The following is a 25,176-nucleotide window of genomic DNA, read 5'->3' as shown; positions in this document are numbered from 1 at the left end:
ATTCCAGCGGCGACAGGTATCAATAGATCCACGCCATGCGTGGATGATGGTAGGTGCCGACCATTGGTCGGCACACATCGGGGTCAATCATTCACCGCAGACAGTTCCTGCCCACGCACCTGCGCAGCGCGCAGTGCCGTATCCACCAGAGCCTCGAAGCCACCGGCCTGGAAGCTCTCGATCGCGGCCTGGGTGGTGCCGTTGGGCGAGGTCACGCGGCGGCGCAGTTCCGCCGGGCTTTCACCAGCCTCATCCAGCATGCGCGAGGCACCCAGCAGGGTCTGCACCACCAGCGTGCGCGCGGCGTCGGCCGGCAGGCCCTGGGCAATACCCGCCGCTTCCATCGCTTCGGCCAGCAGGAACACATAGGCCGGGCCGCTGCCGGAAACGGCAGTCACTGAATCCATCAGCCCCTCGCTGTCGATCCACACCGTGCGCCCGGCACTGGCCAGCACCTGCTCGGCCCGCGCGTGCTGCTGCATGTCCACCGACGGTGTGGCGAACAGGCCGGTCACACCTGCGCCGAGCAGGGCAGGGGTGTTCGGCATCGCGCGCACCACTGCCAGGTCGCCCCCCAGCCAACGCTGCAGCTGCGCACTGGTGATGCCGGCGGCAATCGACACCACCAGCGGTCGGCTCGCCTGTGCCAGCGCCTGCAGAGACTGGCAGACTTCGCGCAGCACCTGCGGCTTCACCGCCAGCAGCCAGGTGCCACCCTGCGCGGCGGCATCGCTCGCGTTGTCATGCACCTGCACGCCGAAGTCGGCGGCCAGCGCCTGGCGCAGTTCGGCCACCGGTTCGGCGACGTGGATGTGCGCGGCCGGCACGCCCTGGCGGATCAGGCCGGCGATCAGGCTGCGCGCCATGTTGCCGCCGCCGATGAAGGTGATGGAATCAGCTGCCATGGAAATCTCCTTGAAAAATCAGGCCGGGCGCGGGCGCGCGCCGAACAGGGCGGTGCCGATGCGCACCAGGGTGGCGCCCTCGGCGATGGCTTCGGCGTAGTCGCTGCTCATGCCCATCGACAGCGTGTCGATCTGCGCGTGCTGGGCAGCCAGCGACTGGAAAAGTGTGCGCATGCGCACGAATGCATCCCGACGGCGCTCGGCTTCGGGCCATGGCGCGGGAATCGCCATCAGTCCGCGCAGGCGCAGGGTGGGTTCGGCGGCAATCGCTGCGGCCAGTGCATCCACTTCTTCCGGTGCACAGCCATGCTTGCTGGATTCGTCGTCGATGTTGACCTGGATCAGCACGTTCAGCGGGCCTCGCGCGGCCGGGCGATGGCGTGCCAGCGCGGTCACCAGCTTGGGGCGGTCCACGCTCTGCACCCAGTCGAAATGGCTGGCCACGGCCTCGGCCTTGTTCGACTGCAGGTGGCCGATCAGGTGCCATTCCAGCGCCAGGTGCTGCAGCGCCTGCATCTTGGCCAGTGCTTCCTGCACGTAGTTCTCGCCGAAGGCGTGCTGGCCCTGCGCGGCCAGCGCGGCCACGGCCTCGGCCGGCTGGGTCTTGGACACCGCCAGCAGGCGTGGGTCGGGCCTGCCAGCGGCCTCGGCGGCGGCATGCAGGTTGCTCAGGATCTGGGGCAGGGAAGTGGCCACGTAACGCGTTCCGTTGAATCAGGAGGCTATACTGCCGCCCGGGGAAAGATCCTTCCAGTCGAAGCCGTTATTGGGGAGTAGCCGCTCATGGATATCGCCGAACTGCTGGCGTTTTCCGTAAAGAACAAAGCGTCCGACCTGCACCTGTCCGCAGGCCTGCCGCCGATGATCCGCGTCGACGGCGACGTTCGCCGGATCAACATCCCAGCCCTGGACCACAAGCAGGTCCATGCGCTGGTGTACGACATCATGTCCGACAAGCAGCGCCGCGATTACGAGGAATTCCTCGAAGTGGACTTCTCCTTCGAGATTCCATCGCTGGCGCGCTTCCGAGTGAACGCGTTCAACCAGAACCGCGGTGCCGGTGCGGTGTTCCGTACCATTCCGTCCGAGGTGCTCACCCTCGAGGACCTGGCCTGCCCGCCGCTGTTCCGCGAAGTGATCCAGCAGCCGCAGGGCCTGATCCTGGTGACCGGCCCGACCGGTTCGGGCAAGTCGACCACGCTGGCGGCGATGATCGACTACATCAACAAGAACGAATACGGCCACATCCTCACCGTCGAGGATCCGATCGAATTCGTGCATACCTCGCAGAAGTGCCTGATCAACCAGCGCGAAGTGCACCGCGACACGCATGGCTTCAATGAAGCACTGCGCTCGGCGCTGCGTGAGGACCCGGACATCATCCTGGTGGGCGAACTTCGTGACCTGGAAACCATCCGCCTGGCACTGACCGCGGCGGAAACCGGCCACCTGGTGTTCGGCACCCTGCACACCAGCTCGGCGGCCAAGACCATCGACCGCATCATCGACGTGTTCCCGGCCGGCGAAAAGCCGATGGTGCGCTCGATGCTGTCCGAGTCGTTGCGCGCGGTCATTTCGCAGGCGCTGCTGAAGAAGGTTGGCGGCGGTCGTACCGCAGCGTGGGAAATCATGGTCGGCACCCCGGCCATCCGCAACCTGATCCGCGAGGACAAGGTGGCGCAGATGTACTCGGCCATCCAGACTGGCCAGCAGTACGGCATGATGACCTTGGACCAGCACCTGCAGGACCTGGTCAAGCGCAGCCTGATCACCCGAAACCAGGCCCGTGAGTACGCCAAGGACAAGCGCCTGTTCGAGTAAGGCGGGGCAGTAACGGGGCAGCGTGCGCCAGTGCGCTGCTGTTCCCGTGTTGTTTCCTCCACCGACCGTTACCTGGTAAACCGCTTTCCGGGAGCCTGCCGTGAACACCACCGCGACCACCATCGATTTCACTTCGTTCCTCAAGCTGATGGCGCACCAGCGCGCCTCGGACCTGTTCATCACGGCCGGCATGCCGCCGGCGATGAAGGTCAACGGCAAGATCTCGCCGATCACGCAGACCCCGCTCACGCCGCAGCAGAGCCGCGACCTGGTCCTCAACGTGATGACTCCGGCGCAGCGCGAGGAATTCGAGAAGACCCATGAATGCAACTTCGCCATCGGCCTGTCCGGTGTCGGCCGCTTCCGCGTCAGCTGCTTCTACCAGCGCAACCAGGTCGGCATGGTGCTGCGTCGCATCGAGACGCGCATTCCGACGGTGGAAGAACTGAGCCTGCCGCCGATCATCAAGACGCTGGCGATGACCAAGCGCGGCATCATCCTGTTCGTCGGCGCCACCGGCACCGGTAAATCGACGTCGCTGGCAGCGATGATCGGTTACCGCAACCAGAACTCGACCGGCCACATCATCACCATCGAAGATCCGATCGAATTCGTGCACAAGCACGAGGGCTGCATCATCACCCAGCGCGAAGTCGGCATCGATACCGACAGCTGGGAAGCCGCGCTGAAGAACACCCTGCGCCAGGCGCCGGACGTGATCATGATTGGTGAGGTGCGTACCCGCGAAGGCATGGACCACGCCATCGCGTTCGCCGAAACCGGCCACCTGGTGCTGTGCACCCTGCATGCCAACAACGCCAACCAGGCGATGGACCGCATCGTCAATTTCTTCCCGGAAGACCGCCGCAACCAGCTGCTGATGGACCTGTCGCTGAATCTCAAGGGCGTGGTCGCGCAGCAGCTGGTGCCGTCGCCCGATGGCCGCTCGCGCAAGGTGGCGATGGAGATCCTGCTGGGCACGCCGCTGGTGCAGGACTACATCCGCGACGGCGAGATCCACAAGCTGAAGGAAGTGATGAAGGACTCGGTCCAGCTGGGCATGAAGACCTTCGACCAGAGCCTGTTTGAGCTGTACCAGGCCGGCGAGATCAGCTACGAGGACGCGCTGCGTTACGCCGATTCGCAGAACGAAGTGCGCCTGCGCATCAAGCTCAGCCAGGGCGGCGACGCACGCACGCTGTCACAGGGCCTGGATGGCGTGGAGATCTCCGAGATCCGGTGACCTGCGACTCTGTAGAGTCGACTGTCAGTCGACTCTCGCGCGCAGCGCGGGATTTTCCCGGCCGGTGAAAGAGCAGTCGACTAACAGTCGACTCTACCGGGCGCGTTGGCGATTGATGAATTCCAGTCATGACCAACTGCAATGCTGCCCATTCAATCGGCGGCCCCTGCAGGCGTATCGTCAGCGTTCCCCCTCTGGAGCACCACGATGCAGACACGTGAACTCGGCCGCAGCGGCCTGAAGGTTTCCGCCTTGGGCCTGGGTTGCATGGGCCTGACCCATGCCTATGGCCAGCCGGTCGAGCGCAGCCAGGGCATCGCCCTGCTGCACGCTGCCGTTGAACGCGGCGTGACCTTCTTCGACACCGCCGAAGTGTACGGCCCGTACACCAATGAAGACTTGCTCGGCGAGGCTCTGGCGCCTTACCGCGACAAGCTGGTGATCGCCACCAAGTTCGGCTTCAGGGATGCGCGCACCGATACCGGCCTGGACAGCCGCCCCGAGAACATCCGCGCCGTGGCCGAAGCCAGTCTCAAACGCCTGCGCACCGACCATATCGACCTGTTCTACCAGCACCGTGTCGACCCGAACGTGCCGATCGAGGACGTGGCCGGCACCGTGCGCGACCTGATCGCCGAGGGCAAGGTCGGCCACTTCGGCCTGTCCGAGGCCAGCGCCACCACCGTGCGCCGTGCGCACGCGGTGCAGCCGGTGGCTGCCGTGCAGAGCGAGTATTCGCTGTGGTGGCGTGAACCGGAGCGCGAACTGCTGCCGGCCCTGCAGGAACTGGGCATCGGCTTCGTGCCGTTCAGTCCGCTCGGCCGTGGCTTCCTGACCGGTGCGATCAACGCCGACACCACCTTCGACGCCAACGATTTCCGCAACAGCGTGCCGCGCTTCGAAGTGGAAGCCCGCCGCGCCAACCAGGCGCTGGTGGATCGCATCAGTACGATTGCTGCAGCACGCGGCGCGACCCCGGCGCAGGTGGCGCTGGCCTGGCTGCTGGCGCAGGCGCCGTGGATCGTGCCGATTCCGGGCACCACCAAGATCCACCGCCTGGAAGAGAACCTGGGCGCGGCTGACCTGCAGCTGGCGCCGGAGGAGCTGCAGCGCATCGCGCAGGCGCTGGATGAAGTGTCGATCGTCGGTGAGCGCTACAACGCACAGCGTGCGGCCCAGGCCAAGGGCTGATCACCGGGTGCGGACCGAGGTGGGTGCGGACCGTTGGTCCGCACACCTCATCCAGCCATCGGCCCGCGCAGCGCATCCAGCACCGTGCGCATCGCCACCGTGACGTGGCGGCGCGACGGGTAGTACGCGTAGTAGCCATCGAAGTGCGGGCACCAGTCGTCCAGCACCGACTGCAGGCGGCCGTCGTCCAGCATCGGCTGCACCTGGTCTTCCGGCAGCCAGGCCAATCCGCTGCCGGCCAGCGCAGCGGCGCGGGTCATGCCCATGGTGTTGAAGGTCCACTGGCCGCTCACGCGCACGCTCAGTTCGTTGCCGTCCTGGCCGAAATCCCACGGCATCAGCCCGCCATGCGTGGGCAGGCGCAGGGTCACGCAGTTGTGGTCTGCCAGCTCGTCCGGATGGCGTGGGACCACGTGCTGGCGGAAGTAGCCGGGTGCACCGACCACGCGCATGCGCAGCGGCGGGCTGATCGGCACGGCGACCATGTCGCGGGCCAGGCGTTCGCCGAGGCGGATGCCGATGTCGTAGCGCTCGGCCACGATGTCGGCCAGCCCGTAGTCGGCGGCCAGTTCCACCTTGAGGTCCGGATACTGCTGCAGCAGCGGCGCCAGCCGTGGCCACGCGATGTACTCGGCGGCATGGCCGGTGGCATTGATGCGGATGGTGCCGGCCGGGCGTTCACGGTATTCGGCCAGCGCGGCCAGTCCGTCCTCGATCTCGGCCAGGCGCGGGCCCAGGGTGTCGAGCAGGCGGGCACCGGCTTCGGTGGTGGACACGCTGCGGGTGGTGCGGGTCAGCAGGCGCACGCCCAGGCGCTGTTCCAGGCCGCGCATGGCATGGCTGAGCGCGGACTGGGACACGCCCAGCTGGGCGGCGGCCTTGGTGAAGCTGCCCTCGCGGGCAACGTGGACGAAGGCCTGCAGGTCGTTGAGGTTTTCGCGGGGCATGACGGGATGATACGGCTCCCGGATTGAACGGACCTGTCGATTTCCGGCTCCCCTGTTCGTCGTACCGGTACATCCAACGCAAGGAGCTTCCGCATGAGCACTGAAAAGCCCAAGGGCCCGGCTTCGTACTTCCCCTCCATCGAGAAGACCTACGGGCAGCCGGTGGCGCACTGGTTCGGGCTGCTGGCCGGGAAGAAGGGCCTGAAACACATGGAACTGGTCAGCTTCCTGAAAAGTGAGCATGGGCTGGGCCATGGCCATGCCAATGCGCTGGTGGCGCACCATCTGGCCGGCAAGGGCTGAGCAGCGGCGGGCCGGAGATCGGGCGGGGCGCATTCAGCTGAACGATTTCATCTGCAACTGTCATGCAGATCGTGTCTAATACCGCTCCCCACCTGCTGTTCCCCACCCGTATGTCCCTTCCCTCCCATGGCCCCGCGCCGTGCGACGACGCTGACGGCCATCTGGTCACCGCCGGTCCGCTGACCCCGCCGCCCGACAGCGCCGGCACCACCGCCGACGAAAAAGCGCTGCGCCACTCGATCGCCGAGGACGTGCAAGGCATGGTGCTGGCCACGATGGTGGCTTCGCTGGGCCTGGCCATCTTCGCCAAGGGCGGGCTGATGATCGGCGGCATGGCGGGCATGGCGTTCCTGCTGCACTACGCGATGGGCTGGAACTTCGGCCTGGTGTTCGTGCTGGTCAACCTGCCGTTCTACTGGGTGGCGCTGCGGCGCATGGGCTGGGAATTCACCCTGAAGACCTTCGCCGCGGTCACCGCCTGTGGCGTGCTGACCGACCTGCTGCCGCGCTGGATCGACTTCTCGCACATCAACCCGCTGTATTCGGCGATCGTCGGCGGTGCGTTGTCCGGCCTGGGCATCCTGTTCTTCATCCGCCATCGTGCCAGTCTCGGCGGCATCGGCATCCTGGCGGTGTACCTGCAGCGCACCCGTGGCTGGAGCGCGGGCAAGGTGCAGATGTCCTACGACGCCTGCCTGATGGTGGCCGCGTTCTTCGTGTTGTCGCCGTCGAAGGTGCTGTACTCGGCCATCGGCGCGGTGGTGCTCAGCCTGGTGCTGATGTTCAACCACCGCCCCGGCCGCTACATGGGCGTTTGACCGTTCAACGGGGTTGCCGGCCAGCGGCCGGCACTACCGGAACCCACGCGTGGCAAGGCCGGGCTATGCCCGGCAGATATCCATCAGCGGGCGGCGGCCCTCAGCCACGGCGGCGACAGCGTCAGCAGTCGCGCATGCACCGGGCAGTCCTCGGCATGCGCACCGGGCAGGTAGCCCAGGCTCATCAGGAACTCGCCGGTGATCTCGCCGCCGGTGAAGCGGAAGGTCTTCTTGAACAGCTTCACCCAGTCGGCCTTGCTGCGCGGGTGGTGCGCGTCCAGCCACGCCGCGAAGCTGCCATGGCTGGCCCGCAGCTGCTGGATCACCTGCGCGTTGTGGATGGCCGCCAGCACCTTCAGCCGGTTGCGGATGATGCCTGCGTCCGACAGCAGGCGCTCGATGTCCTGCTCGGCGTACGCCGCCACGCAGTCCACATCGAAGCCGTCATAGGCCGTGCGGAAGCCCTCGCGCTTCTTCAGGATCGTTTCCCAGCTCAGGCCGGCCTGATTGATTTCCAGCACCAGCCGCTCGAACAGTTCGCGCTCGTCACGCTGCGGGAAGCCGTACTCGTTGGCGTGGTAGTAGTCATGCACCGGATGGCCCGGGGCGATGAGGCAGTAGCCGCTCATGGGGAAGACTCGGTGGATTCGGGTTCGGGATCGATGGCCACTGCGGGGCGCCCATCGATGGACAGCATCGGCCAGCGTGGCGGTTCGAGCGTGAGTTTGCCATCACGCAGCGCCTGGTTGATCGCCTCGGCCTGGCCGCTGGCGGTGCCGAACAGCGAACCGGCCCGGCGCCAGTGGGCATCCCTGCCACGTGCGTACAGCACGCAGTCCGGCCCACGGTGGGTGTACAGCTCGCACAGCAGCACTTCGCCAGTGCCATCGCCGTCCAGGTCGCGATGCACGATCAGGCAGTCGCGCTCGCTCTGGGCGCAGGATTCGCCATCGATCGCGCGCGTGGCCAGTGCCTGCCACCAATCGTCCGGTGGCGAGCTGGATCCCTTGGCCAGCTTCAACGAGCGCTGCAGGGCGACGACGTCCTGCGGCCCCTTGTCGAGGCGGTGGCCGTCATCCCAGCGCGAGGTACGTGCCAGCGCGGCAGCGATCACCTGTGGCGCGTTGGCATCGGCGGTGATGGCTGGATCACGCTGCAGCTCGCGCAGCGCCCGCACGCCGCGGTGGCCAAGATCGAAGCGCAGCACGTTGACGTCACTGCCGGTGATTGCAGGCGGGTCCGCACGCAGGCGCGCCAACTGGCTGGACAGGGTCAGCCGCACCGGGTCCAGCAGGGGCGAATTGCCCAGCAACGCCAGTGCCAGCACCGCCCAGCACATCCAGCGGTTGACCGGTTCCAGTGTCTGCAACCAGCGCCCCTGCCGGCGCAGCACTGCCAGCGCATAGCCCACGGCATAGCCGGCCATGGCCACTGCGACGAGTACCGCCCAGAACCGGTCCAGGGTCCAGCCGTACTGCACCACGCGCAGGCCCAGTGCATACAGGGCCAACGCCGCGTAGACCGGCAGTGCCAGCAGGCTGGCTTCAACCAGCCGGCGCAGCAGCAGCGGGTAGGGGGCGCTGTCTTCCCCCTGCTGGTAGACCGCATTGGTGAACGTCACCAGCAGCAGCGACAGCACCAGCAGCAGGCCGGCGGCCGAGCGGGTCTTCCACAACGGTTCCAGCCCGGTAAGCGGCAGGCTCAGCACGAACAATACGGCGATGAACGAGAGCAGCGGCAACAGCCCACGGCAGATCGCGAACAGCACCTGGCGGGTGATCTGGATGGCGCGGTGCTGGGTGCGCCCGATCAGTACGCCGAACCCGGCCAGGCTGCCGGTGGCCAGTGCGATGAACGCGTCCTGCCGGAACAGGTCGCGGAAGACGGTCACGTCGAGCAGCTGGAACAGCGCCGACCACAGCCACAACAGCAGCCAGGTCAGCCCGGTGAACAGTGCCGCCAGGGCCAGGGTCAAACCATTCTGCCAGGCGCGCTCGAACAGCTCGGGGTAACTGGCACGCCAGTGCCCGTGCTGCAGCTGGAACTGCCACCAGGGCAGGACCACGAACACCGCAACGGCAATGCCCAGGGTCAACGGAAGCTGCAACGCGCCCGATTCCAGTGCGGTCTCGCCATTGAGGTTCCAGCCGATCCAGGCGGCCAGCGCCAGCACCACCGTCGAGCCGAGCACGGCCTGCAGCCACAGGCGGCGCTGGCCCAGCTCCACCAGGCTCAGCGCCACCGCGCTGGGAATGGCCAGCACCCAGGCGTACCAGCAGTAGCGCCAGCCGATATCGCGGAACGGCCACGCGTCGGACAGTTCCTGCGCGGCATACAGCATCAGGCCCTGCAGCAGGGCAAGCAGGACGATGGCGCTGCGTGCCGGCAGGGTCAGGGGCGTTGAAGACTGCATCGATGACCTTCCATGGCAAAGCACCATCCTAGCCCATCGCTGTTCGACGCCATCGCGCGACCATCCCGCCCCCAGCAGGTAGAATAGGGCCATGCCTGTAACGCCGACCTCCCTTGCCGATCACCTGCTCGTCGCGCTGCCGTCGCTGCTCGACGCGACCTTCGCCCGCAGCGTCGCGCTGATCTGCCAGCACGACGAGAACGGGGCGATGGGCGTGCTGGTCAACCAGCCTTCCGAGTACACGCTGGGTGAAGTGCTTGCACAGATGGACATCACCACCGGTGATGGCGACCTGCAGGCGCGCATGGTGCTCAACGGCGGCCCGGTGCATCCCGAGCGCGGCTTCGTCATCCATGACGACGCGCGGGCGTGGGATTCCAGCCTGACCGTGGGCGACGGCCTGTACCTGACCACCTCGCGCGACATCCTCGAAGCGATGGCGCGCGGCGAAGGCCCGGCCAATGCCGTGGTCACCCTCGGCTGTGCCGGTTGGGGCGCAGGGCAGCTGGAAAGCGAGCTGTCCGAGAACAGCTGGCTGACCGTGCCGGCCGATGCCGAGCTGGTGTTCCAGCTGCCGCTGGAGCAGCGCTGGCAGGGTGCGGCCTCGCGCATCGGCGTGGACCTGTTCCGGCTGACCGACTACAGCGGCCATGTCTGAGCCCATCACGCCCGCGCCGGATTCTGCTGCCCCGGCGATCCGTCGTGATGGCACCGTTCTGGGTTTCGATGTCGGCTCGCGACGGATCGGCGTGGCCATCGGCAGTGCCTTCGCCGCGCATGCGCGCGCGGTGGCCGTGGTCGATGTGCACGGCAACGGCCCGGACTGGACCGCGATCGAACGCCTGCTCAAGGAATGGAAGCCCGACGGCCTGGTGGTCGGCGACCCGCTGACCCTGGACGGCCAGGACCAGCCCAACCGCAAGCGCGCGCAGGGCTTCGCCCGCCAGCTGCGGGAGCGCTTCAAGCTGCCGGTGGTGATGATCGATGAGCGTTCCAGCTCGGTCGAGGCCGCACGCCGCTTCGCCGTCGAGCGCGCCGAAGGGCGCAAGCGCCGCCGTGATGCAGCTGCCCTCGATGCCGTCGCCGCAGCGGTGATCATCGATCGCTGGCTGTCGTCGCCGGACGACGCCACCCCCATTCCCTGACTGCCCGACACCGCCATGACCGCCCAGCAAATCGATGCCTCCGGACGCCTGCGCCACCTGCTGACCCTGGAGGGCCTGCCGCGCGAAACGCTGCTTCAGCTGCTCGACCGCGCAGGGCAGATCCGCGATGCCGCAGTCGGCCGCGTCGGCAACAAGCGCCAGGTGCTGGCCGGTTCGGCGGTGTGCACGCTGTTCTTCGAACCGTCCACGCGCACCCGCAGTTCGTTCCAGCTGGCCGCGCAGCGGCTGGGGGCGGACGTGCTGAATTTCGACGCCTCGACCTCCTCTACCCGCAAGGGTGAGACCGCCTGCGACACGCTTCGCAACCTGGAAGCGATGGGCGTGCGCGGCTTCGTGGTGCGCCACCCCGATGACGGCGCCGTGGCCGCACTGGCCGATGCGGCAGGCGAGGGCACCGCGCTGATCAATGCCGGTGACGGCCGCAGTTCGCACCCGACCCAGGGCCTGCTGGACATGCTGACCCTGCGCCAGGCCAAGGGCCCGGATTTCTCGAAGCTGAAAGTCGTGATCGTCGGCGACGTGAAGCACTCGCGCGTGGCCCGCACCGACCTGCATGCGCTGCGCACGCTGGGCGTGGGCGAGATGCGCGTGTGTGGCCCGCAGTCGCTGCTGCCGGACGACGAGACCCTGAAGGGCTGCGTGGTCGGCGATGATTTCGACGCGATGCTGGAAGGCGTCGATGCGCTGATGATGCTGCGCCTGCAGCGCGAGCGCATGGAAGAAGGCCTGGTGCCGTCGCTGGAGCAGTACCACGCGCAGTACGGCCTGACCAGCGAACGCCTGGCGCGCGCGGGCAAGGATGCCGCGGTGCTGCACCCGGGCCCGATCAACCGCGGCGTGGAAGTGACCGACGAGGTGGCCGACGGCCCGCAGTCGTGGGTGCTGCGCCAGGTCGCCAACGGCGTCGCCGTGCGCATGGCCGTGCTGGAAACCCTGCTGGGCTGACCTGCCCTGGTGGGTGCCGACCGTTGGTCGGCACGGTTGATCTGTCCTCATCCGATCCGGTGGGTGCCGACCGTTGGTCGGCACGGTTGATCTGTCCTTATCCGATCCGGTGGGTGCCGACCGTTGGTCGGCACGGTTGATCTGTCCTTATCCGATCCGGTGGGTGCCGACCGTTGGTCGGCACTGAACCGTCAGTGCGGTGAAGTGCGGGCCTAGCCATTGAATGGTTCCGGGCCTACCTGTACTGACGTGATTGCCCGATAGAACCGGAGTAGCGGCAGGCGCACGCTTGGGCCCATGAGCCGCGCACGCCTACGCCTTGGCCGCCATTCCCGGATCGGACAATCCTACATCCTGACCACCGTCATCCAGGAGCGTCGACGCTACTTCGATGATGCCACTGCGGCACAGGAGGTGATGGATGTGTTCCGTCGCATTGATGCTGAGGGCCTGACGCACTCACTTGCCTATGTCGTCATGCCGGACCACATCCATTGGCTTGTGGAGATCCGTGCGTTCTCGCTGGACTACATCATGCAACGCTTCAAATCGAGCAGTGCATTGCGGATCAACCGCATGCTGGGTAGGACAGGACCATTCTGGCAATCGAGCTATCACGATCACGCCATTCGTTCTGAAGAATCACTGTTTCGCCATGCGATGTACATCGTCGCCAACCCGGTCAGGGCGAACTTGGCGAGCTGCGTGGGAGAGTATCCGTATGCCTGGTGCCGATGGGAGATCGATGAGAGGTACCAGGCAATGGATTACCCCGAAGCGGAGAGGTAGTGCCGACCAACGGTCGGCACCCACCCATACCCAAGCCGACCAACGGTCGGCACCCACCCATACCCAAGCCGACCAACGGTCGGCACCCACCCATACCCAAGCCGACCAACGGTCGGCACCCACCCATACCCAAGCCGACCAACGGTCGGCACCCACCAATACCCAAGCCGACCAACGGTAGGCATCCACCAACAGGTGTTTCCCAGCAGAAGCTGTGGTTCAGCGCTTCTGCGCGAACAGCCATTCCCACATTGCCGGGTCGGCGTAGGTGGCGTCCCAGGCATTGTGGTTGCCTTCCGGGTATTCGGTGTAGCGCACGTCGCGTGCGGCGGCGCGCTGGAATGCGGCATGCAGTCTGCGGTCGTCGTCCGGCGGCACCACGTCATCCAGTGCGCCGTGGAAGATCCAGATCGGCGTGTGCTGCAGGCGCTGGGCAATCACCGCGTACGGGTCCGCTTCGTGCGCGACCTGCTCGACGAACAGGGTCGGGCGTACCGCACGCGGGGCGAGCACCGCGCCGCACACGGGGACGATCGCGGCAAAGCGGCGTGGGTCATCCAATGCGATGTTCCAGCTGCCATAGCCGCCCATCGACATGCCGGTCAGGTATTGCCGCGCCGGGTCGGCGCCGAATTCGGCGATCGTCGCGTCCAGCGCGGCCACTGCCGCACGGTTGTTGCGGCCGCTCCATTCCTCGTGGCCCGGTACCTGCGGGAACACCACCAGGGCGGGGAAATCGGGATGCGCGCGCAGGTAAGGCCCCAGCCCGGCGTGGATCTGCTTGACGCCATCGGCGCCGCGCTCGCCCGAGCCGTGCAGGAACAGGACGACCGGAAGGTGGGTGGGAGCGGCGGCCTGCACGCCGGCCGGAATGAACACCTGGTAGTAAGCCGTTTGCCCGTCCACCTTCACCGCACGTGCTTCGAAGCGGCCACGCGCGCTGTCCGGCAGCGAAGTGCAACCGCTCATCATCAGAAGGGCCAGCAGTGGCAGCCAGCGCGACAGCAAACGGACCATGGGATTTTCCGAAGCGGCGAGATCGCCTGCATCGTAGTCCGCCGACGTCGGCCCGGCATCGTGCGCCGCGTCACTGCGGGCGCGGGAAGCTGGCGATGATCTCCAACTGCTCCTGTGCCTCGGCATTGCCTTCGGCGGCGGCGGCCTGCACCTGCGCAATGTCCGGGTGCAGGACCACCAGCAGTGGGTTCTCGCAGACCGGGCAGTCGTACTCGGTGGCGTCCTCGTCCAGTTCCATTTCCATGGCGCGCGAGCTGCCCTTCCATTCACAGGCCGGGCAGGTGTGCTGCTGGTCGCGCCAGCCGGGCTGGAAGTAGTTTTCGATTGTCGTTGCCATGGAGGGATCCAGTTGGGATCGGGTCAGAGCGCCGCGCAGCGGGGATCCGACCGTCGAGATGGTCAGTGCAGGAGCACCAGGGTGGCCAGGCCGAGGAAGGTGAAGAAGCCCATCGAATCGGTCACGGCGGTCAGGAAGATGCCGCTGGCCAGCGCCGGGTCGAAGCCGAAGCGTTTCAGCGTCAACGGCACCAGCACGCCGGCCAACGCAGCAAACAACAGGTTGCAGGTCAACGCGATGGCGATCACTGCCGACAACCCGGGCGAGTGGAACCAGGCGAGCACGATCAGGCCCAGCACGGAACCCAGCATCACGCCGTTCAACAGCGCGACCCGAACTTCCTTCCACAGCAGGGTGCGGGCGTTGGAGGCGCCCACCTGGCCCAGCGCCAGGCCGCGCACCATCAGTGCCAGCACCTGGGTACCGGCGTTGCCGCCGAGGCCGGCGACGATCGGCATCAGCACCGCCAGCGCCACCAGTTTGTCGATGGTGCCTTCGAAGTGGCCGACCACGCTGGAGGCCAGGAAGGCCGTGCACAGGTTCACCGACAGCCACATCAGGCGGCGGCGCATCGCGCGCCAGACCGGGCTGAACAGATCTTCGTCCTCGTCCAGACCGGCGGCGCCCAGCGCCTGGTGCTCGGCCTGGCCGCGGATGATGTCGACCACGTCATCGATGGTGATGCGACCAATCAGGATGTTGTTGTCATCCACCACTGGCGCGGAGATCCAGTCATGGTCGGAGAACTGGCGGGCGACTTCCTGGTCGCTCTCGCCGACGTCGATGGCTGGCTGCTCGTCGTCGATCAGGCGATTGATCGGGGTGGTGTCCTCGTGGGTCACCAGTGCCGCCAGCGACACGCGGCCGAGGTACTGATGGCGGCGGCTGACCACGAACAGGTGGTCGGTGTGGTCGGGCAGTTCACCGCGCAGGCGCAGGTAGCGCAGCACGACGTCGACATTGACGTCGGCGCGCACGGTCACCACGTCCGGATTCATCAGGCGACCGGCGCTGTCCTCGGGATAGGACAGGACCTGTTCCAGGCGCTCGCGGTTCTCGCGGTCCATCGACTTGAGGACTTCGTCGATGACCGTGTCCGGCAGGTCTTCGACCAGGTCGGCCAGATCGTCGATGTCCAGGTCTTCGACCGCGGCGATGATCTCGTCCGGGTCCATGTCCGCGAGCAGGCTTTCGCGCACGTCGTCGCCGACGTGGACCAGCACCTCGCCGTCGTCTTCCGGATCAACCAGTCCCCACACCACCTCGCGCTTGCCCGGCGGCAACGATTCGAGCAGGTTGCCGATCTCGGCCGGGGCCAGGGTGTTGACCAGGCGACGCACCGGGCCCAGCCGGCCGCTGTCCAGTGCATCGGACAGCATCCGCAGTTGGCGCGCAGTCTTGTCGTGGCGTACAGCTTCAGCCATCGCAGCTCCCGCGGGGATAAGAAAAGCCGCGATCCCGGCAAGGATGCGGCAACAGGGGTGTTCAGCGCGTCATTATCGCAAGGCGATGTTTCAACGCATAGCCGCCGGGTGGCGGGAGTGCCGGCCGTTGGCCGGCAACGTCTTGGCCTTCAACGAGACGGGGTCAGATCCCTTTTCCTGCGGAAAAGGATCTGACCCCAGGCGTGCATGCCCGGCGAGCGGAGGTATCACGCCGTTTCGGCCACCAGTGCCAGCCAGCGTTCGATCGCGCGGCGGTCGCGCGCGGCCAGCAGCTTCGGCGCGCGCGCGCGCAGCATGGCCAGGTCGGCCTCGCGGACCGCGCGGCGTACTTCCAGCAGCGTGCCCGGGTGCAGGCTGAACTCGGTCAGGCCCAGTGCCAGCAGCAGCGGGGTCATCCGCGCATCGCCGGCCATCTCGCCACAGACCGCCACCGGGATGCGGTGGCGCGCGCCGGTCTCGATCACCATCTGCAGCAGCCGCAGCACCGCCGGGTGCAACGGCGAATACAGCTCGCCCAGTGCTTCATTGTTGCGGTCGGCCGCCAGCAGGTACTGCACCAGGTCGTTGGTGCCGATCGACAGGAAATCGACCAGGTCGATGAAGCTCTCCAGCGCCAGCGCCGCAGCAGGGACTTCGATCATCGCGCCCAGTGGCACGTGGTCGGACACCATGTGGCCTTCGCCGCGCAGCTGTTCGGTCAGCTTGAGCATGCGGCGGCGCACTGCCAGCAGTTCCTCCCGGGTGCTGACCATCGGCACCAGCACCCGCAGCTTGCCGTAGGCCGAGGCGCGCAGGATCGCGCGCAGCTGGGTGTCGGCTACCTTCGGCCGTGCCAGCGACAGGCGTACGCCGCGAAGGCCGAGCGCCGGGTTTTCTTCGTTGCTCAGGGTCAGGCCGGTGCGGTCGGCCTTGTCCGCGCCCAGATCGAGGGTGCGGATGGTCACCGGTCGCCCGCTCATGCCCAGTGCCGCATCGCGGTAGGTCTGGAACTGTTCTTCTTCATCCGGCAGCTCGTTGCGCTGCAGGAACAGGAATTCGGTGCGGTACAGGCCCAGGCCGTGGGCGCCCAGCGCATGCGCCTGGGTCACGTCCTCCAGCGACTCGGCATTGGCCAGCAGGGCAATGTCGACCTGGTCGCGGGTGCGGCTGGGCTTGCTGCGCAGGCGGCCGAGCTCGCGCTGTTCGCGCGCGTGTTCCTTCAGTCGTGCGCGGTAGTCGCGCAGATTGTCGGCCTGTGGATTGGCGGTGATGCTGCCGTCGGCGCCGTCGATGATCAGCACGTCGCCATCGGCGATGCGGCTGAGCAGCTGCGGCACGTTGACGATCAAGGGCAGGTGCAGGCTGCGCGCAAGGATCGCGCTGTGCGAGAGCGCGCTGCCGGCGGCGGTGACGATGCCGACCACGCCTTGCGCCTGCAGCTGTGCCAGTTCGGAGGGCGCGATGTTGTCGCAGACCAGGATCTCGCCGGCCAGGCCTTTCACCGCTGGCGGGCGTTCGGGCTGCAGGAAGGCATGGATGCGGCCGATCACATGGTCGAGGTCGTCCATGCGGCTCTTCAGGTAAGCATCGTCCATGCCGTCGAAGACCTTGGCCAGGCGGTCGCGCTGCAGGCGCAACGCATAGCCGGCGCTGTACGGTCCGCTGCGGATCAGTTCGTCCAGCCCATACAGCAGCTCGGGATCGTCCAGCAGCAGCGCATGCAGGTCGAGGAACTCACCCACTTCCTGGTTCAGCGCTCCATGCAGGCGCTGGCGCAGCTCGTGCATCTCCGAGCGCGCGGCGTCCACCGCGCGATGCAGGCACGCCAGCTCGGCCTCGACCTGGTGGGCGGCAACGCGCTGCTCGGCCACTTCCAGTGCATGCGGCAGGCGAACGCGGGCGCGGCCCATTGCCGTGCCGCGGGCGGCACCATGCCCGGCCAGCAGCAGTACCGGCCGCTGGCCGGAAGGGGGTTGGCCGGCGCGTGCGCGTGGCACGCTCAGCTGTCCTCGTCGAAACGGCGTTCGAACAGGCCGACCACCGCCTCCATCGCGGCGGCTTCGTCCTCGCCATTGATCCGCACGGTGACCGGGGTGCCCTGGCCGGCGGCCAGCAGCATCACGCCCATGATGCTCTTGGCGTTGATCTCACGGCCTTTGGCGGCCATGGTCACGTTGCAGCGGAACGGCGCCAGGGTCTGCACCAGCTTGGCGGTGGCCCGGGCATGCAGGCCCAGGCGGTTGCTCACGGTGAGTTCTCGTTCAAGCATCGTCGACTATCGCTCCATTACGGGTACCCGCCGCGGCTGTGGCGGGCAGTTGATCCAGTCCCTGTTCCGGATAATTCATCACCCGCAGCAACATCGGCAGGCTCAGCGCCGACACCCGGCGAACCGGGGTCCCCAGCCGGGCCAGCTGCCCGGCAAGATTGGCGGGGCTGGCGCCGTACAGGTCGGTCAGGATCAGCACACCATCACCCCCGTCAACCCGCCGCAGGGCGGCCGAGGCGAGCGGGAGCAGGGCGTCCAGGTCTGCGTCGAACGGTACTTCGAAAGCTTCGGTTTTCAGCGGCAACTGCCGCAGGAGCCGGGTCGCCACGTCAAGCAGGGCGGTCCCGACCCCGGGATGTGTTACGAGGAGAATGCCACAGGTCATTACTGCACGTTAACAGGTCAAGGTGAATTGGCGATAGCAGCAGGAGAGGGGCACTGTGTCCCGTATTCAGCGTTGCTCCCAGGGGAGGCCTTTTCCGTTGAGAAAGAGATCCGACCCCATCCGTTTTTCGATGCCTGACAGCGATTCATCCACGCATGGCGTGGATCCATCGTGTCGACCAGGGTCGACACCCACCAACAGCAGCAGAATCTGTCAGAGGTGGGGCGGTGTGGGTCTGCAGGACCGTTGGCGCCATGGATGGCGCCATCGAGCCCCCAGGGGTGAGGGCGCTTTGCTTGCGAAGCACTGCTTCGCAAGCGCCCGAACGCCCAGCCGCCAGCGGCTGGGCCGGACCGCGGAGCGGGGTTCACGGCGTGTCCTGCAGACCCACACCGCCCCGCCATCCCACGAAATCCCGCTTCTGCTGTTGCTGTTGCTGTTGCTGTTGCCGGCCAGCGGCCGGCACTACCGGCGGGTGCCGGGCGCAGCCAGGCCGACCCCCTTAATCCTGTTCGCGGTGGTACGTCGCCACGTCTTCCCAGCCCATCTCGCGGGCATGCCGGGCCAGACGCTCGGCCAGGAACACCGACCGGTGCTTGCCGCCGGTGCAGCCGAACGCCACGGTCACATAGCTGCGGGTGCCATCGCTCAGCTTCGGCAGCCAGGTATCGAGGAAGTCCATCAGCTGGGCCAGGTAGCGCTGCACGTCCGGCTGCGCTTCCAGGTAGTCGCGTACACCCGGTTCGCGACCGCTGAGCGCGCGCAGGTCCGGGTCCCAGTGCGGATTGGGCAGCACCCGCGCATCGAACACGAAGTCCGCCTCGGCCGGCACGCCGCGCTTGTAGGCGAACGATTCGAACAGCAGCGACAGGCCGGTGGCATGGTCCATCGTGAACTCGGTGATGATCCGCCGCCGCAGCTGATGCACGTTGAGGCTGCTGGTGTCGATCACCGCATCGGCCTCGCGGCGCAGCGGTGCGGTCAACTCGCGTTCGCGGGCGATGGCTTCAGGCAGCGACAGGCCCAGCTGGCTCAGCGGATGGCGGCGACGGGTGTCGGCGTAGCGCTTGAGCACGGCCTCGTCGCTGGCCTCGAAGAACAGCACCTTCACGTCCACGCCGGCGTCGGCCGCCAGCTGCCGCCAGTCGCCCAGCTGGCTCAGGTCGGCCTGGCCGCGAACGTCGATGCCTACGGCCAGACGCCGTGGTGCGCTGCCGTCGTGGTTGGCCAGCAGGCTGCGCACGAAGTCGGGCAGCAGATTGATCGGCAGGTTGTCCGAGCAGTAGTAATCCTGGTCCTCGAAGGTCTTCAGGGCGACGGATTTACCCGAGCCGGACAGGCCGCTGACGATGATCAGGGTCGGGGCGGAGGGGGTGACGGTGCTCATGGACAGGCTCTTCGAAGGGCAGGGAAATCAGGGTGTTCGCCGTTCCAGCAGGTTGCTGTGGCGGGCGATGAACATGGCTGCCGGGTCGATGCCCTTGGTGCGCAGGATGTGCAGGCGGGTGGCCGCCTCGGTCAGCACGGCCAGGTTGCGGCCGGGCATCACCGGCAGGGTGATCAGCGGTACGTCCAGGTCCAGCACATGGCGGGTGCCCGAATCGCCGGTCAGGCGCTCGTAGCCATGCGGGGTGGGTTCGGTCATCGGCTTGGTCAGGTGGACGATCAGCCGAAGGTACTTGTTCTTCTTTACAGCCGTGTCGCCGAACATCTCGCGCACGTTCAACACGCCCAGGCCGCGCACTTCCAGCAGGTCCTGCAGCAGCTCCGGGCAGGTGCCATCGAGTACATCGGGTGCGATCTGGGTGAATTCGGGGGCATCGTCGGCCACCAGGCGATGGCCACGGCTGAGCAGTTCCAGCGCCAGTTCGCTCTTGCCGGATCCCGCTTCGCCGGTGATCAGCACGCCGATGGAATAAATCTCCATGAACACGCCATGCAGGATCACCCGCGGCGCCAGCGTACGCGCCAGGTGGTAGGACAGGTGGTTGAGCAGTTCGTGGCCGCGCTTGGGCGACAGCCACAGCGGCGTGCCGGATTCGTCCGCGGCAGCGCGCAGGTCTTCCGGGCAGGCCTGGTTGCGGGTCAGCACCAGCGCCAGCGGGTGCGACTGCATGATCTTTTCGATGGTCTCCCAACGCTGGCGCGGTTCCAGCGCATCCAGCCAGGACAGTTCCTCGGTGCCCAGGATCTGCACCTTGTTGGGGTAGATCGCATTGAGATAGCCGGCCAGCGACGGACGCCGCGAGACCGTGTTGCCGGCCTCCAGCTCGCGCTTCTCGCCGGACTTGCCGGCAGCCCAGCGCAGTCCCAGCCGCTCGCGCTGCTGTTCGAACAGTTCACGGGCGGTGATGCTGGTATTCATGCGGCACTCGCAGGTGGGGTCATGTCCAGCGCCTCGCGCAGCGCCCGGGCATCGCCCGCCTCGCGTAGGGCCTGGCGGATGTCCGGCGCCGAGAACAGCTCGGCCAGCTCGGACAGCAGCATCAGGTGCTGGTGGGTGTAGTGGGCGGGGACGGCCATCGCGAACACCAGGTCCACCGGCTCCTCGCCACCGAAATCGACCGGGGTGGCCAACCGCAGCAGGGCGCCGCGGGGGCGGTCCAGGGTCGGCGCGCGGCCGTGGGGAATGGCGATGCCGTGGCCGATGGCGGTGCTGCCCAGCGCTTCGCGCTGGCACAGGTTCAGATAGATCTGTTCGGCGTTGGCCTGGCGGCAGGCCAGCAACCCGGCGGCGGCCTGCAGGACGCTGTCACGGTCGGTGGCCGTGCAGAGCTGGGTCTGCACGGCCGCCAGGAGGTCAGTCAGGGGCATGTCTGCGGGGAACGGTGGCGATCAGCCACCATTGTCGCCCACCGGCAGCGGTGCGTGCTGCTGTTTTTTCTCCTTGTGCTTGATCACCAGACGGTCAAGCTTGTCCGCAAGCAGGTCGATCGCGGCATACATGGTCTGGGCATTGGCCTCGGCGTGCAGGGTCTGGCCGGGAATGTTGAGGCTGGCGTCGACGTGGTGTTCGGTCTTCTGCAGCTTGAGGGTCACCCGCGCTTCGCAGTGCTGGTCGAAGTGCTTTCCGATCCGGGCCAGCTTCTCCTCAACATAGGACTGCAGGGCCGGGGTGACTTCGACATCTTTGCCAAACGTTTCGATGCGCATCGGGTTTCTCCTGTGTTCGGATGTGCCAATGAACCTCTCCGCCGGGCGCGGCGGCGCGTCAAGCGATTCTGACCCTTTCGTGCGAGGCGGAAATGTTCATGGCTTCACGATACTTCGCCACGGTGCGTCGCGCTACTGGAATTCCCGACGATTTGAGCAGGTCAGCCAGCTTGGCGTCAGAAAGCGGCTTGCGCGGGTTCTCGTCGTCGATCAGGCGCCGGATCATCGCCTGGATGGCGGTGCTGGACGCCTCGCCACCGCTCTCGGTATCGATGCCCGAGGCGAAGAAGGCGCGCAGCGGCAGGGTGCCTCGCGGGGTACGCACGTGCTTGCGGGCGATCGCGCGCGAGACCGTGGATTCGTGCAGGCCGAGCTCGGCGGCGATCTCGCGCAGGGTCAGTGGACGCAGCGCCTGCTCGCCGAATTCGAGGAAGCCGGCCTGCTGCAGGATCAGGCTGCGCACGACGCGCAGCAGGGTGTCACCACGCTGCTGCAGCCCTTTCAGCAGCCAGCGCGCTTCCTGCAGCTGGGCACGCAGGTAGCCGGCATCGGCGTCGCCACAACGTCGTATCAGCTGTTCGTAGCCGCGGTGGATCACCACCTTCGGCCCGGCATGCGCGGCCAGTGCAGCCCGCCACACGCCGTTCTGCCGCCACACCACCACGTCCGGCACCACATAGGTGTCCTGCGACAGCGGCGCGATCTGCGTGCCCGGGCGCGGGTCCAGCGAACGCAGCAGCGCCACGGCAGTCTCGACCTCGTCCAGCGGCAGCTTCAACTCATGGGCGAGCCCGGCGACGCCGCTGCGCGGCAAACGTTCCAAGGGTCCTGCGGCAATCTGTCGCGCCAGCAGCAGGCCGGGCGTGTCGCCGGCCTGCACATCCAGCTGCAGCAGCAGGCATTCGCCCAGCGTGCGTGCAGCCACACCCACCGGATCGAAGCGCTGGATGCGATGCAGCACGGCGAGGATCTCGTCCTCGTCGGCGTGGATCGCCGGCAACAGGGTTTCAGCGATGGTGGCCAGCGGCTCGCGCAGGTAACCATCGTCGTCCAGTGCATCGATCAGTGCGGCACCGATGCTGCGATCACGCGAGGACAGATGCGACAGATGCAGCTGCCACAGCAGATGGTCGGCCAGTGTTTCGGTTTCGGCTACGCGCTCGGCAGCGCTGCCGTTGTCGTCGTCATCATCGAAGCTGCCACCGCTGCCGGTCGTCGTCCAGTCCAGTTCGGTCGGCGCCCAGTCGTCGCCCTCATCGCTGCGCTCTGCAGGCGCTTCGTTGTCGTTGCCATCGCTGCCTTCGTTGGCGGCGCTGCTGTCGTTGCTGTCGGCCCAGTCCAGCAGTGGGTTGCTTTCCACTGCCTGCGCGATCTCCAGCTCCAGTTCGGTGGCCGACATCTGCAGCAGCTTGATCGCCTGCTGCAACTGGGGCGTGAGCACCAGTTGCTGTCCCAACGATGTCTGCAGCCGAGTCTTCATGCCTGTGCCGAAAGGAAGGAAAGGGACCCGGCGACTGCTTCACAGCTTGAAGGAATCCCCGAGGTAGACGCGGCGTACATCGGCGTTGTCCAGGATAGCCTCCGGCGAACCCTGGGCCAGCACGCTGCCCTCGGCGAGGATATACGCGCGGTCGCAGATACCCAAGGTCTCGCGCACGTTGTGGTCGGTGATCAGCACGCCGATGCCACGCTGCTTGAGGTGGGTGACGATGCGCTGGATCTCGCCGACCGAAATCGGGTCGACACCGGCGAACGGTTCGTCGAGCAGGATCAGGCGCGGTTGTGCGGCCAGTGCGCGGGCGATCTCGCAGCGGCGGCGTTCGCCACCGGACAGGCTGGCGCCGAGCTGGTCGGCGACATGGCCCAGCTGCAGTTCGTCGAGCAGGCCGTTCAATTCGCGCTCGCGGCCGGCCGAGTCCAGGTCCTCGCGCAGTTCCAGCACCAGGCGGATGTTGTCGGCCACGGTAAGCTTGCGGAACACCGACGGTTCCTGCGGCAGGTAGCCCACCCCCTGCTTGGCGCGGGTGTACATCGGGTCGCCGGTGATGTCCTTGCCGTCGAGCACGATGCTGCCGGCATCGGCAGCCACCAGACCGACGATCATGTAGAAACAGGTGGTCTTGCCGGCACCGTTGGGGCCGAGCAGGCCGACCACTTCACCCGCATCGAGGGTCAGCCCGAAGTCCTTGACCACTTCGCGCTGCTTGTACTTTTTGCGCAGGCCCTTGGCGACGAGCATTACTTCCTGCTCCCGGCCGGCTGTGCCGGCGTGGTGGCCTTGGGCTGTGCCGCAGGCGCGGCCGGGGTCTTGTTCTTCGGCGGGATGACGGTACGCACGCGGCTGCCGTCACCACCGGAGTTCATCTCGCCGGTGCGGGTGTTGTAGACCATGCGCTGGCCGGCATTGGTGCCGCGCGCGCTGGTGACCTTGTAGTTGCCGGTCAGGGTGATGATCTCGGTCTTGATGTCGTAGTCGATGCGATCAGCCAGCGCATCCATCCAGGTGCCGTCATCAAGCTGCTGCTTCATCTTGGCCTGCTTGCCGGTGAACACCACGCGCACGGCCTCGCCGTCCTTGAGGTAGATCTCGGCCTCGGACGAACGCAGGTCCAGCGTGCCCTGGGTGATGATCACGCCCTGCGACAGCACGGTCTTGCCGTCGCCGGTGAGCATGCCGGACTGAGCGCCGGAATCGATGTGCATGTCTTCGTTGCGGTCGGTGGACTTGGCGAAGGCGGCGCTGGGGACAAGAAGACCGAGCGCGAGTACGGCGGCAAAGGGAATCTTCATCGGGGTCCGTTCTACCGGTGGGGGCCTGCCGGGCGGGCCGGGGGCGGAGGGTGGGGCTGCCGGCCCTGCGCCTGTCCGGAGACGTCGCGGGCTGGCGGCGGAATCAGCGTTTGGGCGTGTAACGGCCCTTGGACTGGCTGAGGAAATGATACGTGTTGTTCTTCGAATCCACTTCGAAGCCGACGCCGGACTGTTCCATGCCCGGGCGGGTCATGGTCACCAGGGCGTCGGTACGGGCGCGGTTCTCCTTCGGGAACACATCCAGGTGGTCGGTGCGGAAGGTGGTCGGCACCACGCCCGGGCCCGCCGGGCTGTCGCCGGCAACCTTGCCGCGCAGCTTCATCTCGTCGCCCTTGGCGCTGAGCCAGCCGGTCTCGGCACGCAGCGTCCAGTGCTTGCCATCCTTGTCCGGCATCTCGAACAGCGGGGTGGCGATGTTGATGGTCTGGTCGCCGCGCTGGCGTTCCAGCCGCGGTGCGCGCAGGGTGGTCGATTCCTTGCCGTGCTCATCCAGGGCAACGATCTGGAAGTCATGCAGAATGTAATCCACGCCGATTTCCTGGCCCCCCGTGGCTGGACCCTTGTCGCGGTTGCGCAGCGCCGCCCAGCTGCTCAGCAGGGCGGCCAGCAGCAGGCTGATGCCGAGCACGGTGCGCCAGTTCAAGGTGGGCAGGTTCATGCGCCAAACCTCGCCAGCACCGCATCCGCGCGGCCCTGGGCGGCCAGCAGGATGTCGCACAGCTCGCGCGCGGCGCCACGGCCACCCTCGGCGCGGGTCTGCCAATGCACGCGTTCGGCGATCCACGGATGGGCATTGGCCGGGGCCACCGCAAGGCCGACCGCACCCAGCGGCGCCAGATCGGGCAGGTCATCGCCCATGAACGCCACCTGTTCCAGGCCGATCCCGTGCTGCGCGCACAGCGCCTGCACGCTGGCCAGCTTGTCGCCCACGGCGATCTGCGTATCGATGCCGAGGTCGGCGCCGCGCTTGAGCGCGGACTGGCTGTTGCGCGCGGTGATCAGCACGGGGTGGATACCGTGCTGCTGCAGCAGTTTCAGGCCCAGGCCATCCTGCACGAAGTACGCCTTGCTCTCGTTGCCGTCCTTGTCGTAGTACAGCCGACCGTCGGTGAGGGTGCCGTCCACGTCGAAGCAGGCCAGGCGGATCTGGGCCGCAGCGGCATGCAGGTGGGCGGGGAAGGCGGGCAGGGGGGACCAGGGCATCAGGGCGACAGGCTCGTTATGGGCGGGTGCGGCGTT

The 25,176-nt window shown here is 67.0% G+C and carries 29 protein-coding genes; 9 read left to right on the top strand and 20 right to left on the bottom strand.

The genetic code is table 11. The annotated features are described in order from the left end of the window. Positions 1 to 83 precede the first annotated feature (83 nt). Both proC and AC5P6S_RS10340 read right to left on the bottom strand, forming a co-directional pair. Positions 84 to 905: a pyrroline-5-carboxylate reductase gene (proC, locus tag AC5P6S_RS10345; RefSeq protein ID WP_060381039.1), complete on the bottom strand. Its 822-nt coding sequence runs from the start codon at positions 903 to 905 to the stop codon at positions 84 to 86. Between the two features lie 18 nt (positions 906 to 923). Beyond that, positions 924 to 1,601 (bottom strand): YggS family pyridoxal phosphate-dependent enzyme, encoded by a 678-nt coding sequence (locus tag AC5P6S_RS10340; protein ID WP_049397192.1) that lies wholly within the window; start codon positions 1,599 to 1,601, stop codon positions 924 to 926. 87 nt (positions 1,602 to 1,688) lie between these two features. Here AC5P6S_RS10340 and AC5P6S_RS10335 point away from each other — a divergent pair, with 87 nt between their 5' ends. The 3 genes from AC5P6S_RS10335 to AC5P6S_RS10325 all read left to right on the top strand — a co-directional run bounded on the left by AC5P6S_RS10335 (position 1,689) and on the right by AC5P6S_RS10325 (position 5,160). Next, entirely contained in the window at positions 1,689 to 2,726 is a 1,038-nt protein-coding gene (locus AC5P6S_RS10335; RefSeq protein WP_004147099.1) for a type IV pilus twitching motility protein PilT, read from the top strand. A 100-nt stretch (positions 2,727 to 2,826) separates the two neighbouring features. Then, positions 2,827 to 3,969: a PilT/PilU family type 4a pilus ATPase gene (locus AC5P6S_RS10330; RefSeq protein ID WP_005408369.1), complete on the top strand. Its 1,143-nt coding sequence runs from the start codon at positions 2,827 to 2,829 to the stop codon at positions 3,967 to 3,969. Positions 3,970 to 4,176: 207 nt separating this feature from the next. Then, positions 4,177 to 5,160, top strand: a complete 984-nt coding sequence (locus AC5P6S_RS10325; RefSeq protein WP_100437965.1) for an aldo/keto reductase — start codon at positions 4,177 to 4,179, stop codon at positions 5,158 to 5,160. A 47-nt stretch (positions 5,161 to 5,207) separates the two neighbouring features. Here AC5P6S_RS10325 and AC5P6S_RS10320 read toward each other — a convergent pair whose 3' ends face one another. Beyond that, positions 5,208 to 6,107 (bottom strand): LysR family transcriptional regulator, encoded by a 900-nt coding sequence (locus AC5P6S_RS10320; RefSeq protein WP_005412489.1) that lies wholly within the window; start codon positions 6,105 to 6,107, stop codon positions 5,208 to 5,210. A 93-nt stretch (positions 6,108 to 6,200) separates the two neighbouring features. Here AC5P6S_RS10320 and AC5P6S_RS10315 point away from each other — a divergent pair, with 93 nt between their 5' ends. Both AC5P6S_RS10315 and AC5P6S_RS10310 read left to right on the top strand, forming a co-directional pair. Beyond that, positions 6,201 to 6,410: a DUF4287 domain-containing protein gene (locus AC5P6S_RS10315; protein WP_005412490.1), complete on the top strand. Its 210-nt coding sequence runs from the start codon at positions 6,201 to 6,203 to the stop codon at positions 6,408 to 6,410. 110 nt (positions 6,411 to 6,520) lie between these two features. Further along, positions 6,521 to 7,228, top strand: a complete 708-nt coding sequence (locus AC5P6S_RS10310) for a YitT family protein (RefSeq protein WP_014036228.1) — start codon at positions 6,521 to 6,523, stop codon at positions 7,226 to 7,228. Between the two features lie 83 nt (positions 7,229 to 7,311). Here the strand turns inward: AC5P6S_RS10310 and AC5P6S_RS10305 are convergent, their stop codons facing one another. Further along, positions 7,312 to 7,857, bottom strand: coding sequence for a DNA-3-methyladenine glycosylase I (locus AC5P6S_RS10305; protein WP_005408375.1), 546 nt, complete (start codon positions 7,855 to 7,857; stop codon positions 7,312 to 7,314). Next, entirely contained in the window at positions 7,854 to 9,641 is a 1,788-nt protein-coding gene (locus tag AC5P6S_RS10300) for a DUF4153 domain-containing protein (protein WP_495204594.1), read from the bottom strand. Before AC5P6S_RS10300 ends, AC5P6S_RS10305 begins: the two co-directional genes overlap by 4 nt. A gap of 91 nt (positions 9,642 to 9,732) precedes the next feature. Here AC5P6S_RS10300 and AC5P6S_RS10295 point away from each other — a divergent pair, with 91 nt between their 5' ends. The 4 genes from AC5P6S_RS10295 (at position 9,733) to AC5P6S_RS10280 (ending at position 12,541) form a co-directional block, all read left to right on the top strand. Beyond that, on the top strand, positions 9,733 to 10,299 hold the full coding sequence (locus AC5P6S_RS10295; protein WP_005408377.1) for a YqgE/AlgH family protein: 567 nt from the start codon (positions 9,733 to 9,735) through the stop codon (positions 10,297 to 10,299). Continuing rightward, positions 10,292 to 10,786, top strand: coding sequence for a Holliday junction resolvase RuvX (ruvX, locus tag AC5P6S_RS10290; protein WP_005408378.1), 495 nt, complete (start codon positions 10,292 to 10,294; stop codon positions 10,784 to 10,786). Before AC5P6S_RS10295 ends, ruvX begins: the two co-directional genes overlap by 8 nt. Before the next feature lie 15 nt (positions 10,787 to 10,801). Continuing rightward, positions 10,802 to 11,752: an aspartate carbamoyltransferase catalytic subunit gene (locus tag AC5P6S_RS10285; RefSeq protein ID WP_495204593.1), complete on the top strand. Its 951-nt coding sequence runs from the start codon at positions 10,802 to 10,804 to the stop codon at positions 11,750 to 11,752. Positions 11,753 to 12,049: 297 nt separating this feature from the next. Next, on the top strand, positions 12,050 to 12,541 hold the full coding sequence (locus AC5P6S_RS10280; protein WP_005408380.1) for an REP-associated tyrosine transposase: 492 nt from the start codon (positions 12,050 to 12,052) through the stop codon (positions 12,539 to 12,541). 219 nt (positions 12,542 to 12,760) lie between these two features. Here the strand turns inward: AC5P6S_RS10280 and AC5P6S_RS10275 are convergent, their stop codons facing one another. The 15 genes from AC5P6S_RS10275 to AC5P6S_RS10205 all read right to left on the bottom strand — a co-directional run bounded on the left by AC5P6S_RS10275 (position 12,761) and on the right by AC5P6S_RS10205 (position 25,140). Further along, entirely contained in the window at positions 12,761 to 13,558 is a 798-nt protein-coding gene (locus tag AC5P6S_RS10275; RefSeq protein ID WP_049459825.1) for a carboxylesterase family protein, read from the bottom strand. Positions 13,559 to 13,628: 70 nt separating this feature from the next. Continuing rightward, positions 13,629 to 13,895: a hypothetical protein gene (locus tag AC5P6S_RS10270; protein ID WP_005412494.1), complete on the bottom strand. Its 267-nt coding sequence runs from the start codon at positions 13,893 to 13,895 to the stop codon at positions 13,629 to 13,631. A 62-nt stretch (positions 13,896 to 13,957) separates the two neighbouring features. Further along, positions 13,958 to 15,319: a magnesium transporter gene (gene mgtE / locus AC5P6S_RS10265; RefSeq protein ID WP_005408383.1), complete on the bottom strand. Its 1,362-nt coding sequence runs from the start codon at positions 15,317 to 15,319 to the stop codon at positions 13,958 to 13,960. 227 nt (positions 15,320 to 15,546) lie between these two features. Beyond that, on the bottom strand, positions 15,547 to 17,316 hold the full coding sequence (gene ptsP / locus AC5P6S_RS10260) for a phosphoenolpyruvate--protein phosphotransferase (RefSeq protein ID WP_005408384.1): 1,770 nt from the start codon (positions 17,314 to 17,316) through the stop codon (positions 15,547 to 15,549). Positions 17,317 to 17,318: 2 nt separating this feature from the next. After that, positions 17,319 to 17,588 carry an HPr family phosphocarrier protein gene (locus tag AC5P6S_RS10255; protein ID WP_005408385.1) on the bottom strand — a complete coding sequence of 90 codons (270 nt, stop codon included), beginning with the start codon at positions 17,586 to 17,588 and terminating at the stop codon, positions 17,319 to 17,321. After that, positions 17,581 to 17,973: a PTS sugar transporter subunit IIA gene (locus AC5P6S_RS10250; RefSeq protein ID WP_005408386.1), complete on the bottom strand. Its 393-nt coding sequence runs from the start codon at positions 17,971 to 17,973 to the stop codon at positions 17,581 to 17,583. The genes AC5P6S_RS10255 and AC5P6S_RS10250 overlap by 8 nt, the downstream gene beginning before the upstream one ends. Before the next feature lie 502 nt (positions 17,974 to 18,475). Beyond that, positions 18,476 to 19,360, bottom strand: coding sequence for an RNase adapter RapZ (rapZ, locus tag AC5P6S_RS10245; RefSeq protein WP_049459989.1), 885 nt, complete (start codon positions 19,358 to 19,360; stop codon positions 18,476 to 18,478). Between the two features lie 27 nt (positions 19,361 to 19,387). After that, positions 19,388 to 20,338: an HPr(Ser) kinase/phosphatase gene (gene hprK / locus AC5P6S_RS10240; RefSeq protein ID WP_005408388.1), complete on the bottom strand. Its 951-nt coding sequence runs from the start codon at positions 20,336 to 20,338 to the stop codon at positions 19,388 to 19,390. Continuing rightward, positions 20,335 to 20,787 (bottom strand): PTS sugar transporter subunit IIA, encoded by a 453-nt coding sequence (locus AC5P6S_RS10235; RefSeq protein ID WP_005408389.1) that lies wholly within the window; start codon positions 20,785 to 20,787, stop codon positions 20,335 to 20,337. Before AC5P6S_RS10235 ends, hprK begins: the two co-directional genes overlap by 4 nt. Before the next feature lie 21 nt (positions 20,788 to 20,808). Next, on the bottom strand, positions 20,809 to 21,126 hold the full coding sequence (hpf, locus tag AC5P6S_RS10230; protein ID WP_004147311.1) for a ribosome hibernation-promoting factor, HPF/YfiA family: 318 nt from the start codon (positions 21,124 to 21,126) through the stop codon (positions 20,809 to 20,811). Positions 21,127 to 21,184: 58 nt separating this feature from the next. Further along, positions 21,185 to 22,606 carry an RNA polymerase factor sigma-54 gene (locus AC5P6S_RS10225; protein WP_138969774.1) on the bottom strand — a complete coding sequence of 474 codons (1,422 nt, stop codon included), beginning with the start codon at positions 22,604 to 22,606 and terminating at the stop codon, positions 21,185 to 21,187. Positions 22,607 to 22,645: 39 nt separating this feature from the next. After that, positions 22,646 to 23,365 carry an LPS export ABC transporter ATP-binding protein gene (gene lptB / locus AC5P6S_RS10220; RefSeq protein WP_005408391.1) on the bottom strand — a complete coding sequence of 240 codons (720 nt, stop codon included), beginning with the start codon at positions 23,363 to 23,365 and terminating at the stop codon, positions 22,646 to 22,648. Beyond that, a complete protein-coding gene (gene lptA, locus AC5P6S_RS10215) occupies positions 23,365 to 23,916 on the bottom strand; it encodes a lipopolysaccharide transport periplasmic protein LptA (RefSeq protein ID WP_005408392.1) in 552 nt (183 codons plus the stop codon). Before lptA ends, lptB begins: the two co-directional genes overlap by 1 nt. Before the next feature lie 103 nt (positions 23,917 to 24,019). Next, a complete protein-coding gene (gene lptC, locus AC5P6S_RS10210; protein WP_005408393.1) occupies positions 24,020 to 24,595 on the bottom strand; it encodes an LPS export ABC transporter periplasmic protein LptC in 576 nt (191 codons plus the stop codon). Further along, positions 24,592 to 25,140 (bottom strand): KdsC family phosphatase, encoded by a 549-nt coding sequence (locus AC5P6S_RS10205; protein ID WP_005408394.1) that lies wholly within the window; start codon positions 25,138 to 25,140, stop codon positions 24,592 to 24,594. Before AC5P6S_RS10205 ends, lptC begins: the two co-directional genes overlap by 4 nt. Between the last annotated feature and the right edge of the window lie 36 nt (positions 25,141 to 25,176).

Source organism: Stenotrophomonas sp. YJH_SMC_119 (genome assembly GCF_059368315.1).
This window is presented reverse-complemented; position numbering and strand designations above follow the sequence as displayed.